The sequence below is a fragment of the Planomonospora alba genome, from assembly GCF_039534085.1.
GTDB lineage: Bacteria > Actinomycetota > Actinomycetes > Streptosporangiales > Streptosporangiaceae > Planomonospora_B > Planomonospora_B alba.
In genome coordinates this window covers 23,105-40,835 of the sequence record NZ_BAAAUT010000034.1, presented here as the reverse complement: position 1 = coordinate 40,835, position 17,731 = coordinate 23,105, and the positions used below count along the sequence as shown (strand labels likewise).

Below are 17,731 nucleotides of genomic sequence, written 5' to 3'. Positions count from 1 at the left end.
GCCCATGCCGACCGCACCGCTGCGGCAGTTCCGGGTCCTCGACATGACGACCGGCGTGGCCGGCCCGTACGCGACCAAGCTGCTGGCCGACGCGGGCGCCGACGTGGTGAAGGTCGAGCCCGCGGGCGGTGATCCGTACCGGCGCTGGACCGCCTCCGGCGCCGACCTCGGCGGCGCCGACGGCGCGATGTTTTGCTTCCTCAACGCGGGCAAGCGGTCGGTGCGCGGGACCCACGACGATCCCGCGGTGCGCGCGCTGCTGGCGGGCGCGGACCTGCTGGTCGAATCGGAGCTGGACGCAGCCGCCCTGGCGGCCGTCCGAGCAACGTTCCCAGCGCTCGACGTGGTGTCCATCTCCCCCTTCGGCCGCTCCGGCCCCTGGGCCGGGCGGCCGTGGACCGAGTTCGTCCTGCAGGCGCTGGCCGGCTCGACCGGCGGGCGCGGACTGCCCGGCCGGGCCCCCGTCCACGCCGGCGGGCGGCTGGGGGAATGGATCGCGGGAAGCTACGCGGGCGCCGTCGCACTCGCCCTGCGCACCGCGGGGCGGCGGCGGGGACAACGCGGCGAGCACGCCGATGTGTCCATGCTCGAATGCATGTGCGTGGCCATGTCGCTGTATGCCCCGCTGAGCGCGAGCCTGTCGGGCCACCGGCCCGCCGCGCGCACCGTGGAGATCCCCTCCGTCGAGCGCAGCGCGGACGGCTGGGTCGGCTTCTGCACGATCACCGGCCAGATGTTCCAGGACTTCCTGGTCATGATCGGCCGCCCCGATCTCACCGACGACCCCTCGATCACTGACCCCGGCCTCCGCCAGGGCCGCCGCGCCGAGTTCCAGAAGATCATCGAAGCCTGGACGGTGACGATGCCCACGGCCGCCATCGAGGAGATCGCCAGTGCGCTGCGCATCCCGGTGGCGCCGCTGGGCACTCCGGCCACCATCACCGCCAACGAGCACTTCACCGCGCGCGGCGTCTTCGTCGACAACCCCTCGGGCGGCTTCGCCCAGCCCCGCCGGCCGTACCTCATCGACGGCGACGCCGGACCCCCGCCGCACCCCGCACCGGCGCTCGGCGAGCACACCGGCCGCATCGCCTGGCCGGCGCGCGGACCGGGCCGAAGCGCGCCCGACGGACGGCCGCTGGCCGGGATGCGGGTCATCGACCTCACCGGCTTTTGGGCGGGCCCGTCGGCCACCCACCTGCTCGCCGCGCTGGGCGCCGACGTGATCAAGGTCGAGTCGGCGCGCCGCCCCGACGGCATGCGCTTCACCTCCACCCGGCCGCCCTCACACGACCGATGGTGGGAGTGGGGAGCGATCTTCCAGGGCGCCAACGCCGGCAAACGCGGCATCACCCTGGACCTGACACGGCCCGAGGGACGGCAGGTCCTGTACGGCCTCGCCGCCCGGGCCGAGGTGCTCATCGAGAACTACTCTCCGCGGGTGCTGGACAACTTCGGCATCACCTGGGAGCGGCTGCACGCGGCCTGCCCACGCCTGACGCTGGTGCGGATGCCCGCCTTCGGCCTCGACGGGCCCTGGCGCGACCGCACCGGGTTCGCCCAGACCATGGAGCAGGCCACCGGGCTGGCCTGGATGACCGGCTACCCCGACGCCCCGCCCATGGTCCTGAAGGGCCCCTGCGATCCGCTGGCGGGCCTGCACGCCGTCGTGGCCACGCTGGCCGCGCTCGAACACGCCGATGCGACGGGCGCAGGCGTGCTCGTCGAGGTGCCCATGGTGGAGACGGCGCTCAACGTCGCCGCCGAGGTCGTCATCGAGCACACCGCCTACGGCGCCGAGCCGGCCCGGGCGGGCAACCGCGGCCCCGTGGCCGCCCCCCAGAACCTCTACCGCTGCGGCGCGTCGGATGCCGACGAGTGGCTGGCGCTGGCCGTCGCCACCGACGAGCACTGGGCGGCCCTGCGCGCGGCGCTCGGCGACCCCGCCTGGGCCCGGGCGCCCGAGCTGGCCGATGCGGCGGGCCGGCGGCGCGCCCACGACGAGATCGACGAGCGGCTCGCGGCTCACTGCGCGGGCCGTGACGCGGCCGAGCTGGCCGAGGCCCTGACGGCACGCGGCATCCCGGCGGCCCGCGTCGTGCCGCCGTCCGAGGTGCTGGACAACCCCCAGTTCACCGCCCGGGAATTCGCCGAGACCTTGCGTCACCCGCTGCTCGGCGTGCACCGGATGCCGGGTCTGCCGTTGCGCCTGGCCTCCCGGGACGGGCCGTGGCTCTCCCGCCCCGCGCCTACCCTCGGCCAGCACAACGACGAGGTCCTGCGCGAGGTGGCCGGGCTCGGCCCGGCCCGGATCGCCCAGCTGCGGCGGACCGGAGTCATCGGCGAGCGGCCGGAGGGCCTGACATGACCGGGCATCCCTTCCGCGACGTGGCGATCGTCGCCGCCCACAACACCCGCCAGGCGCGCGTGCTCGACGGGCACACCGCCTTCTCGATCACCCTGGCCGCGGCGCGGGGCGTGCTCGCCGAGGCGACCGTGCCCGCCGCCGAGGTCGACGCCGTGTTCGGCAAGCAGGCGGCGGAGCTGATCTACGCGCTCGGCATCGGCCCGGTGTGGAACGCCAACACCGCCGGCGGGATCGCCGGCGTGCTGCAGGCCGCCGCGCTGGTCGCCACCGGGCTGGCGCGCACGGTGCTGCTGGCCGACGGCGGCGCGGGCCTGTACACCGAGCGGGCCGCGACCGCGCCGTGGACGCGCCCGTCCAACGAGTTCGTGGCGCCGTTCGGGCTGTACACGGCGGCGGAGTTCGCCCTCATCGCGCGCCGCCACATGGAGCTGTACGGCACGACGCCGGAGCAGCTGGCCGAGGTGGCCGCCACCATCCGCAACAACGGACACGTCAACCCCGAGGCCGTCTACCACGGCCGCGGCCCCTACACCCCGGCCGACATCCTGGCCTCACGGATGATCGCCGAGCCGTTCCGCCTCCTGGACTGCGCGACGACCTCCGAAGGAGGATGCGCCCTGCTCATCACCACCGCCGAACGCGCCGCCGACCTGCCCTGCACCCCCGTGTACATCCTGGGCGGCGGCCTGGACTCCTTCGGCCCCGCCTACCGGCACGCACCGAGCTGGGACCTCACCGGAGGGCGCGACGGCGCCCGCGGCGACATCCCCAACGGCTACGTCGGCCGCCGCGCCGCACGCCAGGCGTTCACGACAGCCGGGATCGGCCGCGAGCAGGTCGATGTACTCGAACTCTACGATCCGTTCTCCTTCGAGGTCATCCGGCAGTTCGAGGCACTGGAGTTCTGCGGCGAGGGGGAGGGCGGCGACTTCGTCATGGACGGCAGGATCGGCCCGGACGGCCCCTTCCCGATCACGACCGACGGCGGGCTGATGTCCTACAGCCACGGCGGCGGCATCGTCCAGCTCACCCAGCGCGTCGCCCGCGGCGTGCACCAGCTGCAAAAGCGCTGCCGCAGCCGCCAGGTGCCCGACGCGAAGGTCGCCCTGTGCACCAACGGCGGGGCCGGCGCACTGTTCACCGACGTCATCCTGCTGGGAAGCGAGCGCCCATGACCGCGCGGGAACGAGCACCGGCGGCTGCGGGGGAGCGGCCTGCGGAGAGCACCCTTTTGCGGCCGCAGCGGCCGGGGATCCCGCTGCCGTCACCCACCGCGGTGTCGGAGCCGTTCTGGAACGGCTGCGCCGCCGGGCAACTGCGCTACCAGCGCTGCGCCGCATGTGACGAGGCCGCCTTCGACCCGGTGTGGGCGTGCCGCCGCTGCGGAGCCGACCGGATGCAGTGGCAGGTCAGCGCGGGCCTGGGCGAGATCTACAGCCACACGATCGTCTGGCGCCCCCAGACCCCCGCGTTCACCACCCCGTACGCCGTCGTGATCGTCACCTTCGACGAGGGCTTCCGGCTGCTGACCAACCTCGTCGGCGGCACCGTCGCGGACGTGCGGGCGGGACTGCGCGTGCGCGTGAGCTTCCACCAGGTGGGCGGCGGGATCGCCGTGCCTTATGTGACACCGGCCGAGGAAGACAAGGAAGCGACATGACCGACAACCTCAGCGCCGAGCTGCTCGGCCTCAACGGCGCCGTCGCGCTGGTGACCGGCGGCGCCGGCGGCATCCCCAAGGCAGCCGCCATCGCACTGGCCAAGGCCGGCGCGCACGTCGCGGTGGCCGACATCGCCGATGAGTTCACCGCCCAGACCGTCAAAGAGATCGAGGCGCTGGGGCGCCGGGCGATCGCCCTGCACGCCGACGTGCGCCGCCCTCAGGACGTGCACGCCATGGTCGCCCAGACCCGCGAGCGGCTCGGCCCGATCACCGTCGCGGTCAACGGCGTGGGCAGCCTCGGCGCCGCCACCCCGAAGTCGTTCCTGGACTTCACCCTGGACGACTGGAACGGCCCCATCGAGCTCAACCTCACCAGCACCATGCTGTGCATGCAGGCCGAGGCCGTCGCCATGATCCGCGACGGCGTGCGAGGCGCCATCGTCAACTTCGGCTCCACCAGCGGGCTCCGGGCGGCACCCTCCGTGGCACACTACGGCGCGGCCAACGCCGCAGTCATCCACCTGACCGGCTCGGCCGCGCTGGAGCTGGCCCCCTACGGCATCCGCGTCAACTGCGTGGTGCCCGGCACGCACAACGTGGACCGCACCGGACGGCAGACACCCACCTCCCGCCGGCCCGAACAGGCGGAGTTCATGCGCAAGACCGCCGAGGCCGTACCGCAGGGACGGCTGGGCCTGCCGGAGGAGACCGCGGGCGTGGCGGTCTTCCTCGCCTCGAACCTGTCGTCCTACATGACCGGGCACACGGTCGTCTCCGACGGCGGCGTCGTCCACACCACCCGCCGCCCGCCCGTGGGCACGCTCAACCCCGCCGCGATCGGGGGCCGGGCATGAGCGAGCTGGAGATCATCGACTGCCACAACCACATCCTGCGCACCGCCGACCACAGCTGCGACCTCTACAGCAACCTGCTGCGCTTCAGCGCGGCGATGGGGCTGCCCGACCGGCCCGGCTTCTTCGGCACCCCCGACGAGGCCGAGCGCGTCATGGACGCCACCGGGATCGCGCACATGAACATCCTGATGTTCACCTGGTCGGGGGTGTACTGGAGGCAGGGGCAGAACATCCTGCCCGATGAGCCGGCCACGCGGGCACGGGAGGCCGAGGAGCTGCGGCGGCGCATCATCCGCAGGATCCGGGAGAACAACGCCTGGGCGCTGGAGCAGGCCGCGGCCAGCCCGCGGCTGAGCTGCTTCGTCGGCGTCGACCCGGTGCTGATGGACGAGGAGACGCTGCTGGCCGAGGTCGAGAACGGCGTGCGCGCTGGGGCGCTGGGCGTCAAGCACGTGCCCATGAACCACGGCACCGAGGGCGACGACCCGCGGATGTGGCCGGTCTTCGACTACTGCGCCTCCGCCGGGATCCCCCTCCTCACCCAGGCCGCCGGGTTCATGCCCGGCCGCCCCGCACGCTACGCCAAGGCGCTCGGCGAGTTCCCCGGGCTGAAAATCGTCTTCGCCCACCTCGGCCACGACCGCCGGTTCGGCCAGGGCGCCGACGCGGAGGTCCTGGAGCTGGCCCGCGCCCACGACGGCGTGCACACCGACGTGTCCCTGCGGCTGATCGAGGTCACCGACGGGCACGTCAGCGCCGAGGCCATGGCCGCCCACCTGCGCGCCATCGGCACCGACCGGGTCCTGTTCGGCAGCAACTGGGTGATCAGCGAGTACCTGTGGCTGCGAGCCCGGCCCGGCGTCACGCCCGCAAGCAGCCACGAGCGGCTGGACCGGGAGATCGAGGTGCTCAGGCGGCTCCCGCTCACCGACGAGGAACTGGCCGCCATCGCGGCCGGCAACTTCCGCCGCCTCACCGGACTGGGCACATGACCGGGCACGTGACCGGCCCGCACGTGGCGATCGTGACCGGGGCGAGCCGGGGCATCGGCCGCGCGATCGCCCGCCGCCTGGCCGCCGACGGCATCGCGGTAGCCGCCGTCTCCCGCTCGCTGCGGCCCGGCGAGGGCACCCTGCCGGGCTCACTGGAGGAGACCGTGACGCAGATCCGTGACGCGGGCGGCCGCGCCGTCGCGATCGCCTTCGACCTGTCCGACCCGTACGCCGACCGGCGGGAGATCCTGCAACGGGCGCACGCCGCGTTCGGCGCGCCCGCGGACATCGTGGTCAACAACGCCGCCGCGCCGCGCCACTTCGACCGGCGCTTCGCGGACATGACCCGCACGGCCTTCGCCCAGGCCGTCGAGACCAACGTCTGGGCGGCCTGGGAACTGGCCGCCCTGGCGGTGCCCGGCATGCGCGAGCGCGGCGCGGGCTGGATCCTGACCATCTCCTCCTCCCAGGCCGGGCCGCGCAAGGGGCCGCCGTTCCCGCCCAACCCCACCGGCGGCGCCGCACTCTACGGCGGCACCAAGGCGTTCATCGACCGGATGACCACGGGCGCGGCGATGGACCTGTATGCGGACAACATCGCGGTCAACGCCCTGGCCCCCGAGTACCAGGTGGCGACTGACAACGCGCTGACGGTGCCGGGGGTGACCCGGGACAACTCCGAACCCGAGGAGACCATCGCCGAGGCCGCGCTCGCGCTGTGCACCGGCGACCCCGGGACGCTCACCGGCCGCATCGCCTACACCCTGTCGCTGCTGGCCGAGCTCGGCAGACCGGTCCGCACGCTCGACGGCCGGGCCCCGCTGCCCGGCTGGCAGCCGGGCGACATCGACCCCGTACGGCTGCGCACGCCGTACCTCACGACGTAGGAGCACACCATGCCGCTGCAACCGTGGATGAAGCTGATGTCGGTCGACGACCACCTGATCGAGCACCCGCGGGTATGGGCCGACCGCCTGCCCGCCAAGTACCTGCAGCGCGGCCCCCGCATCGTGGACGAGCCGTCCCCGTCCGGCGGGCCGCCGATCCAGGTATGGCACTACGAGGGCAAGCGGTTCCCCGCGATCGGGCTCAACGCGGTGGCCGGCAAGCGGCCGGAGGAGTTCGGCGTCGAGCCGGTTCGCTACGCGGACATGATCCCCGGCTGCTACGACCCGCGGGCCCGGCTGGCTGACATGGACTTGGACGGAGTGTGGGGGGCGGCGAACTTCCCGTCCTTCCCGCGCTTCGCCGGAGCCCTGTTCACCGTCGAGAGCCAGGACGCCGACCTCGGCCTGGCGTGCGTGCGCGCCTACAACGACTTCGTCATCGACGAGTGGTGCGCCACCGCCCCCGACCGCTTCATCCCGCTGATCATCCTGCCGCTGTGGGACCCGGAGCTGTGCGTGGCCGAGATCCACCGGACCGCGGCCAAGGGCGCCCGGGGCATCACCTTCCCGGAGAACACCGTGCCGCTCGACCTGCCCTCGATCTACACCGACCACTGGGACGGCGTGTTCTCCGCGGCCGAGGAGACCGGCATGCCGCTGTGCATGCACTTCGGCTCCTCCGGCTCACCGCCCGCGACCGCGCCCGAGGCGCCGTACGCGGTCACGATCGCCCTGTACGGCACCAACTCCATGTCGGCCACCGCGCACCTGCTGTTCTCCCCGGTCTTCCACCGCCACCCCGGACTGAAGGTCGCCCTGTCCGAAGGCGGCGTCGGCTGGGTGCCGTACCTGCTGGAGCGCATCGACGGCACCTGGCAGCGCCACCGCTGGTACCAGAACGTGGTCAAGGACGTCCGCCCCTCCGACCTGTTCCGCAAGCACATCTACGGCTGCTTCATCGACGACGTCGCCGGGCTGAAGGCCCGACACGACATCGGCGTGGGCAACATGACGTGGGAGTGCGACTACCCGCACTCGGACTCCTACTGGCCGCACAGCCGCGCCTACGCCGAGAAGGTGTTCGCCGACATCCCCGACGACGAGGTGCACCAGATCGTGGAACTGAACACCCGCAGGCTGTTCGGCTTCCACGACGGGCAGGTGGACCGGGCGACGCAGGCTGAGGGCTGAGCCGTGCCGGACAGGGACATCGCCGCCTCCGACTGGACCGAGCAGGACCTGCTGACCCGTCAGCTCGCACGCGAGCGGCTGGCCGCGGCCGAAGCCGAGACGCTGGCCCGCCTGCAGGCCCTGCGCGCCGCGCCCGACGCCGACCCCGCCGCCGTCGGCCTGCTCCAACGGCGGCTCGACGCGCTCGCGGCCGGCCGCGCCGCCCTCGAGCCCTAGACCGGAGCGCCGCCAGGCCGGACGGGCCGCGTCTCGCTGAACGGGAGCAGGCAGACCCGGCGGCGCCCGGCGCGGCTAGGTTCCCGATATGACCACAGAGCTGACCTTCGAGTCGACGGCACGCGAGCTGGCCACCGCCCGGGGCGTGCTGTGCTACCACGAGGCCGGGCAGGGCCCGCCGCTGCTGTTCCTGCACGGCTCGGGCCCGGGGGTCAGCGGCTGGCGCAACTTCCGTGGGAACCTGGCCGCCTTCGCCGAGCACTTCCGCTGCCTGATCCTGGAGTTCCCCGGCTTCGGGGTGAGCGATCCGACCGACGAGCACCCGATGGCGGCCGCATCCGGCGCGGTGACCCGCTTTCTGGACGGGCTCGGGCTTGAGCGGGCCGACGTGATCGGCAACTCGATGGGCGGCATCGTGGGCGCCCAGGTCGCGCTGGCCCACCCCGACCGGGTGGGCCGGCTGGTCACCGTCGGCGGCATCGGCCGCCCCCTCTTCAGCCCGGCGCCGGGGGAGGGCATCCGGCTGCTGGTGGAGTTCACCGAGCGGCCCACGCGCGAGGCGCTGGTGCAGTGGTTGCACTCGATGGTGTACGACCCGGCCCTGATCACCGAGGAACTGATCGAGGAACGCTGGCAACAGGCCACCGACCCGGTCACCCTGGCCGCCGCCCGCCGCATGTACGGCCGGGCCGCGCTGGCGGCGGGCATGAAGGCGGCGGAGGCCTCCGCCGCCCCGCCGTACTGGGCGATGCTGCACCGCCTGACGGCCAGGACGCTCATCACCTGGGGGCGCGACGACCGGGTCAGCCCCCTCGACATGGCCCTGCTGCCCATGCGCACCATCCCCGAGGCCGAGCTGCACGTGTTCCCCGACTGCGGCCACTGGGTGATGATCGAGCAGAAGCAGGCCTGGGAGAACGTCGTGCTCGCCTTCCTCACCAGGAAGGACGTCCCGGCCTCCCGCTGAGTGGGCCGGGTGCTTCAACCGCCGGAGCCCGCCCTGCGACAGTGCGGGGCATGGGATCAGGCAAAGTGACGGCCGCGATCGTCGGCCCCGGCAACATCGGGACGGACCTGCTGGCCAAGCTCCGGCGCAGCTCCGTGATCGACGTCGGATACATGGTCGGGGTGATGGAGTCCGACGGGCTGCGCAGGGCCCGCGAGTACGGGGTCAGCGCCTCGGCGGAAGGGGTGGACTGGCTGCTGCGCCAGGACCCGCTCCCGCACATCGTGTTCGAGGCGACCTCGGCCGCGGCCCACCTGGTCAACGCCCCCCGCTACGCCGAGGCGGGCATCCAGGCGATCGACCTGACCCCGGCGCACCTGGGCCCGATGGTGGCGCCCCCGGTCAACGGCACCGCCCACCTGCGCTCGCCCAACGTCTCGATGATCACCTGTGGCGGGCAGGCGACGATCCCCATCGTGCACGCGGTCGCGCGCGTCACCGGCGTGCCGTACGCCGAGATCGTGGCATCGGTGGCCTCGCGCGGCGCCGGCCCGGGCACCCGGGCCAACATCGACGAGTTCACCCAGACCACCGCGCGCGCCGTCGAGGAGATCGGCGGCGCACGGCGCGGCAAGGCCATCATCATCCTCAACCCGGTCGAACCACCCATGATCATGCGGGATACCGTGTTCTGCGCGATCGCCCCCGAAGCCGACCGTGCGATGATCACCGGCTCGATCCACGAGATGGTGGCCGAGGTCCAGCAGTATGTGCCCGGCTACACGCTGCGCGCCGAACCGCAGTTCGACGACCCGCGCCCGGACTGGGACGGCAACGGCCGGGTGGCGGTCTTCCTGGAGGTGCGGGGCAACGGCGACTACCTGCCGCCCTGGGCCGGCAATCTGGACATCATGACGGCCGCCGCCGCCCGGGTGGGCGAGCTGATGGCCGCCGAGGCGCTGCGGGCCCGGACGACGGGAACCCGCGCATGAGCCGGCCCGAGTTCCGCCACGACCTGCGCATCACCGACACCACGCTGCGCGACGGCAGCCACGCGATGGCGCACCGCTTCACCGAGGCGCAGGTCCGCGCCACCGTCCGAGCCCTGGACCGCAGCGGCATCGAGGTCATCGAGGTCGCGCACGGCGACGGCGTCGGCGGCTCCTCCTTCAACTACGGCTTTTCGGCCATCGATGAGATGACGCTCATCGCCGCCGCCCGGCAGGAAGCGGTGCGGGCGCGGATCGCGGTGCTGCTGGTGCCCGGCATCGGCACCGCCGAGGACCTGCGCCGCGCCTGCGACGCCGGTGCCGACGTGGTGCGGGTAGCGACGCACTGCACCGAGGCCGACGTCGCACCCCAGCACTTCGGCGTGGCCCGCGAGCTGGGCATGGAGACGGTCGGCTTTTTGATGATGGCGCACCGGACCTCCCCGCAGGAGCTGGCCAAGCAGGCGCGGATCATGATTGACGCGGGCTGCCAGTGCGTGTACGTCACCGACTCGGCGGGCGCGCTGCTCATGGACGAGGCCAGGGCTCGGTTCGAGGCGCTGGTCGCGGAGGCGGGCGAGGAGGCGTGGGTCGGCTACCACGGGCACCAGAACCTGGGACTGGGGGTGGCCAACTCGGTGCTGGCCTACGAGTGCGGCGTCCGCTCGATCGACGGGTCGCTGTGCGCGCTCGGCGCGGGAGCGGGCAACTCCCCGACCGAGGTGCTGGCCGCGGTCTTCGACCGCCTCGGCGTCGATACGGGGCTGGAGGTGACGGCGCTGGTGGACGCGGCCGAGGAGGTCGTCCGCCCATACCTGACGCGCTGGCCGAAGATGGACCGCAACGCCATCGTGCAGGGCTGGGCGGGGGTGTACTCCTCGTTCCTGCTCCACGCCGAGCGGGCCGCGGAGCGCTACGGCGTGCCGGCCCACCGGATCCTGCGCCGCTGCGGCGAGCTGGGCTTCGTCGGCGGGCAGGAAGACATGATCATCGATGTGGCGATCCAGCTCGCGGCCGAGCGGGGCTGACCCGCCGTGTCCCGGCCGCGCGGGCGGCGGTGTCTGGGCCGCGGCACGGTGCGGACCCGCCGCCCGCGCGGCCGCCGCCTTCCCGGCGGGCGGGCTCCCGATCAGCGGGATCGCGCATGGGGGCCGGGCGCCACAGGCTCCTATCGTCGCTCATGCCACGGCTCGATCCGAGGCGTGAGAGGCGATGCGGAGGCCCCTATGGCGCACGAAGTGGTGGAACGCGTTCAGTCCCTGGCTCCGCGGCTGCGCGCGGCCGCCGAGGAGACCGAGCGGCTCGGCAAGCTGTCCGACGAGAGCGTCAAAGTCGTCCGCGAGGCGGGTGTGATGCGGATGCTGCAGCCCCCCGAGCACGGCGGCTACGCCGCCCACCCGCGCGACTTCGCCGAGGCCGTGATGGAGGTGGCCGCCAACTGCGGCTCCACCGGTTGGGTGTGCGGGGTCGGCGGTGTGCACCCCTGGGAGATGGCGCTGTGCGACCACCGGCTGCAGCGGGAGGTGTGGGAGGCCGACCCCGACACCTGGATCGCCTCGCCGTACATGCCCAGCGGCGTCGCCGTCCCGGTCGAGGGCGGGTATGCGCTCAACGGCCGCTGGCAGTTCTCCTCCGGGACCGACCACTGTGACTGGATCTTCCTGGGCGCGATGGTCGGGGACGAGAGCGGCACGCCGGTCAAGCCGCCCCGCTCCCTGCACGTCGTGCTGCCGCGCCGGGACTACACGATCGTCGAGGACTCCTGGGACGTCGTCGGACTGTGCGGCACCGGCAGCAAGGACATCATCGTGGAAAACGCCTTCGTCCCCGGCTACCGCACCGTGGACGCCGCCGAGGTCGCCGAGGGGGAGGTGGCCGCGGCCCGCGCGGGCCGCACCGAGCCTCTCTACCGGCTGCCGTTCTGGACGATGTTCCCGCTCGGCATCACCGCGGCGGTGATCGGCATCACCGAGGGCGTGCTGGCCGCGCACCTGGACCACCAGCGCGAGCGCATCCTGGCCACGACCGGCGAGCGCGTGACGCGGGATGCGCACATGCTGTACGCCGTCTCCGAGGCCGCCGCCGAGATCGCCGCCTCGCGCACCCAGCTGCTGGACGGCATCAGCCGGCTCTACGCCAAGGCCGAAGCCGGCCAGCCCATCAGCTTCGAGGACCGCTCCACCGTCCGGCGCAACCAGGTGCGCTGCGCCTGGCGCGCGGTGGCCGCCGCCGACGAGATCTTCGACCGCTCCGGCGGCAACGCCCTGCGCAGGGACAACGCCATGCAGCGGCTGTGGCGCGACGCCCACGCGGGCCTGCACCACGCCATCCACGTGACCGGCGGCATCTACCAGTCCAACGCCCTGAGCGCGATGAACGCCGAGGTGCCGCCCGCGCTCCGGACGCTGATCTAGAACGTTCCGGACACCGACCGAGGACAACGAGGAGGCCCGGATGGGCGACATCAGAGCACTGGGCTACGTCAGGGTCAGGGCGACCGACATGCAGGCGTGGCGCACCTTCGCCTTCGACACCATCGGCTTCGCCGAGGGCCGGGGCCCGCAAGAGGACGCGCTCTACCTGCGCCTCGACGAGCGGCCCGCGCGCATCGTCATCCTGCCGGGCCAGGAGGACCGGGTGGAGGCCGTCGGCTGGGAGGTCCGCGACCACCTGGCGCTGCGCCGGGTGCAGACCGCCGTCGAGAGCGCCGGCCTGGCGCCGAAGGCTCTGACGGAGCAGGAGGCGGACCTGCGCAGAGTCGAGGCGGGCTTCGCCTTCGAAGCCCCCGGCGGCACCCCCACGGAGGTCTTCCACGGCCCAGCCCTCGACCACACGCCCCCGGCCACCCGGTACGGCAGCCGCTTCGTGGCCGGCGAGCTGGGGCTCGGCCACGTCGTGGTCCCCGTCGCCGACCTGGGCGGCGCCTACGACTTCTACGCCGAGACGCTGGGCTTCCTGCCGCGCGGCGGCTTCCGGCTGCCCGCCCCGCCCGAATACGGCCCGGTGCGCATCCGGTTCATGGGCGTCAACCCCCGCCACCACAGCCTGGCCATCATGCCCGCACCCGAACTCAAGGCGCCGGCGCTGGTGCACATCATGGTCGAGTTCGAGACGCTGGACGAGGTCGGCCGGGCCCTGGACCGGGTCGGCGCGGCCGGCTACCACCTGTCCTCCACACTCGGCCGGCACACCAACGACAAGATGGTCTCGTTCTACGTGCGCACCCCGGGCGGCTGGGACCTGGAGGTCGGCAGCGACGGCCTGCTGGTGGAGGAGGCGCACTACACGGCCGAGGAGATCACCGCCGACAGCTACTGGGGTCATGCGTGGGACTTCAGCTGAGCGGCGGCACCTCGGCGGCGGCCAAGGCGCGGGCCCTGTACGACGCCCGCCGCTTCCGCCGGCCGATCCCGCCCTTCACCGACGCCGAACCCGGGCTCACCATGGCCGACGGCTACGCCGTCCAGCGCGAGCTGCTCGCCCTGCTCCTGGCCGACGGCGACCGGGTGATCGGGCACAAGGTCGGTGCGACCTCCAAAGCCATGCAGCGGCTCATCGGCCTGGACTCCCCGGACTACGGGCCCGTGCTCGCCTCCACCGTGTACGCCGACGGCGACACCGTCCCGCTCGACCGCTTCATCGCCCCCAAGCTCGAAGCCGAGATCGTCTTCGTCCTCGGCGACCGGCTGGAAGGGCCGGGCGTCACGGTGGAGGAGGCGCGCCGCGCCATCGCGGGGGCCAGGGCCGCCATGGAGATCGTGGACTCCCGGATCGCCGACTGGCGCATCAGGCTCGCCGACACGGTCGCCGACCTGGCCTCCAACGGCGCGGTGGTCACCGCCCCCGGCATGGTGCCGGCCGGTGACTTCGACCCCCGCCTGATCGGCATGGTGCTGTCGCGCAACGGCGAGGTCGTCGACACCGGAGCGGGGGCCGCCGCGCTCGGCGACCCGGTGGGCGTGGTGGCGTGGCTGGCCAACGTGCTGGGCGCCGACGGGGTCGCGCTCGAACCCGGCCACCTCGTCATGACCGGGGCGTTGCACGCCGCGGTGCCGATGGAGCCGGGTGATGTCTTCCGGGCCGAGTTCGACCGGCTCGGCACGGTCACCGTACACGTCGCCGAGAGCGTGTAACGGGCGAGACAGCCGAGCGCCGTACAGGACGGAACGGCCGGGCCGCAGGTGAGCGGGGCGGTCAGTCGTCGTAGGTGACCTCGACCGCTTCGGTCACCGGGAGCGACTGGCAGCCCAGCACCCAGCCCTCCGCGAGGTCCTGCTCCTCCAGCACCTCGTTGCGGAGCATCTTGACCTCCCCCGAGACGACCTTGCACGCGCACGCGCTGCACGACCCCTCCCGGCACGAGAACGGCGCGTCCAGCCCGCCTGCCAGCAGCACCTCCAGCAGCGTCGTCCCGGACGGCCACGACAGGCTCGCCCGCCGGCCGTCCAGGGTGACGGCCAGCCTCACCGGCGCAGCGTCCTGCGCATCCCGCGAGCCCTGGCCCCCCTGCGTATCCGCCGGTTCCGGCGCGATGCGGAACGGGTCTGCGGCCAGCGAGTGGAACCGCTCGGTCGTCACCCGCCCGCGCGGCATGCCGCAGGCGAGCAGCGCCCGCTCGGCGGCGTCCATGAACGGCTCGGGGCCGCAGACGAACGCCCCCGCAAAGCCGGCGAAGGGCCGCACCAGCGGCGCCAGCTGGTCGGCGGTCGGCCGGCCCTGCACCGACTCCAGCAGGTGGATCACCGTGAGCCGTTCCGGATGGCGTGCGGCGAGCTCGCGCAGCTCACCAGCGAAGATCACCGATGTCTCGTCGCGGTTGGCGTACAGGAGGACGGCCCGCCCGGCCGGTCCGCTCAGCACCGCCTTCAGGATCGACATGATTGGCGTGATGCCGCTGCCCGCCGCGATCAGCAGGTGGTCGGCCATCAGGTCGGGCGAGGTGAACCGGCCCGCAGGCGGCAGCACCTCGATCAGGTCGCCCGCCTCGACGTGGTCGCAGATCCAGTTGGACCCGGTGCCGCCGGCGACCCGTTTGACCGTGACCTTCAAATCGTGCTCCACCCCGGGCGTGCTGGACAGCGAGTAGCAGCGGCCGAGCGCTCCGCCGGGGACCGGAACGCGCAGCGTCAGAAACTGCCCCGGCAAGTAGGCGAAGCGCTCGCGCAGCTCCTCGGGCACCTCAAAGACCAGCGACCGGGCCTGCGCCGTCTCGGTGACGACCCGGCGGACCCGCAGGCGGTGTCCCGGGCTTCCCTGAGCCCGCATGACCTGCCCGGTCTGCGCCCCAGCGGCTTCCGCCATGCTCACGTCCTCCTCGTCGGGTCCGCTCTCGCCGCTGTGCGGCGGACTCGACGATAGGCAGGGCCCGCGCCGTGCTCCATCGGCGGTCCCGATCAACGGGAGCGTCGGCCCCCGTCGGCCCGCTGCGGCTCACGGTGGTTCAGCCCGCCGCGGAGCGGCCGGCGCGGCGGCCGAAGAAGGTCGCATCGCCCAGCGAGGTCCCGCTGCAGTATCCCCAGGCGGGGATGCCGCTGGTCGTCCTGCCCGCGGCGAAGAGACCGGGGATCGGCTCGCCCTCGAGGTTGAGGACTTCGCCCCGCGCGGAGGTGTGCAGGCCGCCGAGGGTGAAGACGCCGAACATCGCGCCCCGCAGATCCAGCACGCCGTAGGGCGGGGTCAGCGGCCTCAGCCACCGCGCCGACTTGTGGAACAGCGGGTCGCGGCCCTGGCGCGCGTGCGTGTCGTACGTCTCGACGGTGCCGGCCAGCACGCCGGGGGCGATCCCCATCGCCTCCTCCAGCTCGGCCAGGTCGTCGGAGACCCAGGTGGCCTCGGCGACGTATCCGCCGGCGTGCCGTACCTCCTCGGCGGCGGCCTCGTCGTAGAGGAGGAAGACCTGGCGGTCCTGGCGGAAGAGCGCGGCCTGCCCCACCTGCCCGGGGTAGGCGTCCTCGGTGATGAAGCGGCGCCCGTGCGCGTCCAGGAGCAGGGCGCGGCACAGCAGGGCGGGGTCGGCGGGGAAGGAGGTCTGCGCGGCCTCCATGTGCCGGACCGCCGCGCCGGCCGCCTGGCCCATGCGGATCCCGCGGCCGTCGTCGTGGTCGGTGCCGATCAGGAAGTTGCCCAGTACCCTCGGCGCGTGCTGGGCGAGCATCGCCCGGTTGGCTGCGAAACCGCCCGTCGCCAGGACGACCCCTTGCCGGGCCCGGAGGAAGGAGCGCTCTCCGAACGAGACGACCTCGGCTCCGACGACGCGGCCGTCGTCGACCACCAGCCGGGCGGTTCTGGTGTCGTAGCGGGTTCTCACCCCGGCGCGTTCGGCCGTCGCCACCAGGTGCTTCATCAGCATCCATCCGGCCGACCGCTCGCCGGGCCGTTTGCCCTCCATGTGCGGGATGTGCCCGCGCGGCGCGGGCGGCGCGATGCCGGCGAAGAAATGGGTGTTCTCGCCCCCGGTGTACATCAGGCCGTATCCGCTCGGGGCCTCCCAGGACGGCTCGTTCCAGAGCCGGGGTGTGAACGGGACGCCGCAGGCGACCAGCCAGTCGTAGTGCTCCAGGCTTCCCTCGCAGTAGAGGGCCAGCTTCGCCTCGTCGGGGTCGGGGCCGGTGGCGGCCTTGAGGAAGGCGTACATCGCCTCCTGGCTGTCGGCGACGCCGCAGGCCTTCTGCAGCGGGGTCCCGCCGCCCAGGTAGAGCGAGCCGCCGGCCATGGCCGAGGCGCCGCCCCAGCCCCCGGCCGCGTCCACGACCAGCACGTCGGCTCCCGCCCTCGCCGCCTCGATCGAGGCGCTGGCGCCCGCGCACCCGTTGCCGACGACGAGCACGTCGCTTTCCGCCGCCCAGCTGCGCACCTGCGATGCCCGGACCGGGGTCGTCCCAGCCGCGCTCATGCCGGCTCCTCTCGTTGACGTCGCACGAACGATAGGAGCCGCCGCGGCGGGTGGTGAGATCCGCTCCCGCTCAGCGGGAGAAGGCATGGGCGGCGGGTCGCGGCGTCCCTACGGTCCTACTACCACCCCGGGAGGCGCCCATGACCGGCTCACACGAGGTACGACGCCCGCACGGACTGGGCGAAGCGGCCGAGCAGTGTGCCGAACTGGTCGATCTCCTGCTCCGGCCAGTCCTTCATGACCTCACCGAGCATCTCCACGCTGGTCCGGTTGATCGCCTCCACGGCGCGCCGGCCGGCCTCGGTCAGCGTGATCGAGACCGCCCGCAGATCCCCTGGCTCGGTCGTCCGCTCGACCAGGCTCCAGCCCACCATGCGGGCCAGCACCTTGCTGATGTTGGAGGCGCTGGTGCGCGACATCTGCGCCAGGTAGGACGGGCGAGCCGTGCCGCCCACGCGCTCGAGCTCCAGCAGCAGCGTCATCGAGGCGGCGTCAGCCCGCACACCGGCGCGCTCGAGGATGATGTCCTGCATCCCGACCGCGGTCCACCGGCCCAGCAGGAGGGCGAACGCCTCGAGAACGCGGGAGAGGCCCGGCTCCGGACCGGTCTGTGAAGTCATCTGCGCTGGAGCTCTTCCCTCGGAAAGTCACGAAGATTACGCTGTCGCTACGACATTGTTTCCAGGCGACAGTATATCGCCCTCCCACGTCGCATCGTCTGGAGCTTACTCAC

17 protein-coding genes are annotated in these 17,731 nt (G+C 73.0%); 14 read left to right on the top strand and 3 right to left on the bottom strand.

Annotated elements, in window-relative coordinates; genetic code table 11:
• Positions 1–4 precede the first annotated feature (4 nt).
• The 14 genes from ABD823_RS20910 to ABD823_RS20845 all read left to right on the top strand — a co-directional run bounded on the left by ABD823_RS20910 (position 5) and on the right by ABD823_RS20845 (position 14,239).
• The gene (locus ABD823_RS20910) at positions 5–2,368 is read left to right on the top strand and encodes a CaiB/BaiF CoA-transferase family protein (RefSeq protein WP_344862133.1); all 2,364 of its coding nucleotides are present in this window, start codon (positions 5–7) and stop codon (positions 2,366–2,368) included.
• Positions 2,365–3,543 (top strand): thiolase family protein, encoded by a 1,179-nt coding sequence (locus tag ABD823_RS20905; RefSeq protein WP_344862131.1) that lies wholly within the window; start codon positions 2,365–2,367, stop codon positions 3,541–3,543. Before ABD823_RS20910 ends, ABD823_RS20905 begins: the two co-directional genes overlap by 4 nt.
• A gap of 101 nt (positions 3,544–3,644) precedes the next feature.
• Positions 3,645–4,028 (top strand): Zn-ribbon domain-containing OB-fold protein, encoded by a 384-nt coding sequence (locus ABD823_RS20900; RefSeq protein WP_344862129.1) that lies wholly within the window; start codon positions 3,645–3,647, stop codon positions 4,026–4,028.
• On the top strand, positions 4,025–4,885 hold the full coding sequence (locus ABD823_RS20895) for an SDR family NAD(P)-dependent oxidoreductase (RefSeq protein ID WP_344862127.1): 861 nt from the start codon (positions 4,025–4,027) through the stop codon (positions 4,883–4,885). Before ABD823_RS20900 ends, ABD823_RS20895 begins: the two co-directional genes overlap by 4 nt.
• Positions 4,882–5,877 (top strand): amidohydrolase family protein, encoded by a 996-nt coding sequence (locus tag ABD823_RS20890; RefSeq protein WP_344862125.1) that lies wholly within the window; start codon positions 4,882–4,884, stop codon positions 5,875–5,877. Before ABD823_RS20895 ends, ABD823_RS20890 begins: the two co-directional genes overlap by 4 nt.
• Positions 5,874–6,764, top strand: coding sequence for an SDR family NAD(P)-dependent oxidoreductase (locus ABD823_RS20885; RefSeq protein ID WP_344862123.1), 891 nt, complete (start codon positions 5,874–5,876; stop codon positions 6,762–6,764). The genes ABD823_RS20890 and ABD823_RS20885 overlap by 4 nt, the downstream gene beginning before the upstream one ends.
• 9 nt (positions 6,765–6,773) lie before the next feature.
• Positions 6,774–7,955: an amidohydrolase family protein gene (locus tag ABD823_RS20880; protein ID WP_344862121.1), complete on the top strand. Its 1,182-nt coding sequence runs from the start codon at positions 6,774–6,776 to the stop codon at positions 7,953–7,955.
• 3 nt (positions 7,956–7,958) lie between these two features.
• Entirely contained in the window at positions 7,959–8,171 is a 213-nt protein-coding gene (locus ABD823_RS20875; protein ID WP_344862119.1) for a hypothetical protein, read from the top strand.
• Positions 8,172–8,259: 88 nt separating this feature from the next.
• Positions 8,260–9,138, top strand: a complete 879-nt coding sequence (locus tag ABD823_RS20870) for an alpha/beta fold hydrolase (protein WP_344862117.1) — start codon at positions 8,260–8,262, stop codon at positions 9,136–9,138.
• Between the two features lie 50 nt (positions 9,139–9,188).
• The gene (locus ABD823_RS20865) at positions 9,189–10,109 is read left to right on the top strand and encodes an acetaldehyde dehydrogenase (acetylating) (RefSeq protein WP_344862115.1); all 921 of its coding nucleotides are present in this window, start codon (positions 9,189–9,191) and stop codon (positions 10,107–10,109) included.
• Positions 10,106–11,134, top strand: a complete 1,029-nt coding sequence (gene dmpG, locus ABD823_RS20860; RefSeq protein ID WP_344862113.1) for a 4-hydroxy-2-oxovalerate aldolase — start codon at positions 10,106–10,108, stop codon at positions 11,132–11,134. The genes ABD823_RS20865 and dmpG overlap by 4 nt, the downstream gene beginning before the upstream one ends.
• A 210-nt stretch (positions 11,135–11,344) precedes the next feature.
• Positions 11,345–12,520, top strand: a complete 1,176-nt coding sequence (locus tag ABD823_RS20855; protein WP_344862111.1) for an acyl-CoA dehydrogenase family protein — start codon at positions 11,345–11,347, stop codon at positions 12,518–12,520.
• Positions 12,521–12,560: 40 nt separating this feature from the next.
• Positions 12,561–13,448, top strand: a complete 888-nt coding sequence (locus ABD823_RS20850; RefSeq protein WP_344862109.1) for a VOC family protein — start codon at positions 12,561–12,563, stop codon at positions 13,446–13,448.
• Positions 13,433–14,239 carry a 2-keto-4-pentenoate hydratase gene (locus ABD823_RS20845; protein WP_344862107.1) on the top strand — a complete coding sequence of 269 codons (807 nt, stop codon included), beginning with the start codon at positions 13,433–13,435 and terminating at the stop codon, positions 14,237–14,239. The genes ABD823_RS20850 and ABD823_RS20845 overlap by 16 nt, the downstream gene beginning before the upstream one ends.
• A 61-nt stretch (positions 14,240–14,300) precedes the next feature.
• On the opposite strand, the gene ABD823_RS20840 is transcribed toward ABD823_RS20845, so the two are convergent.
• From ABD823_RS20840 to ABD823_RS20830, 3 genes are all read right to left on the bottom strand, one after another.
• On the bottom strand, positions 14,301–15,407 hold the full coding sequence (locus tag ABD823_RS20840; RefSeq protein ID WP_344862105.1) for a 2Fe-2S iron-sulfur cluster-binding protein: 1,107 nt from the start codon (positions 15,405–15,407) through the stop codon (positions 14,301–14,303).
• Between the two features lie 139 nt (positions 15,408–15,546).
• Positions 15,547–16,998: an FAD-dependent oxidoreductase gene (locus tag ABD823_RS20835; protein WP_344862103.1), complete on the bottom strand. Its 1,452-nt coding sequence runs from the start codon at positions 16,996–16,998 to the stop codon at positions 15,547–15,549.
• A 149-nt stretch (positions 16,999–17,147) separates the two neighbouring features.
• Positions 17,148–17,618 (bottom strand): MarR family winged helix-turn-helix transcriptional regulator, encoded by a 471-nt coding sequence (locus ABD823_RS20830; protein ID WP_344862101.1) that lies wholly within the window; start codon positions 17,616–17,618, stop codon positions 17,148–17,150.
• Positions 17,619–17,731 lie beyond the last annotated feature (113 nt).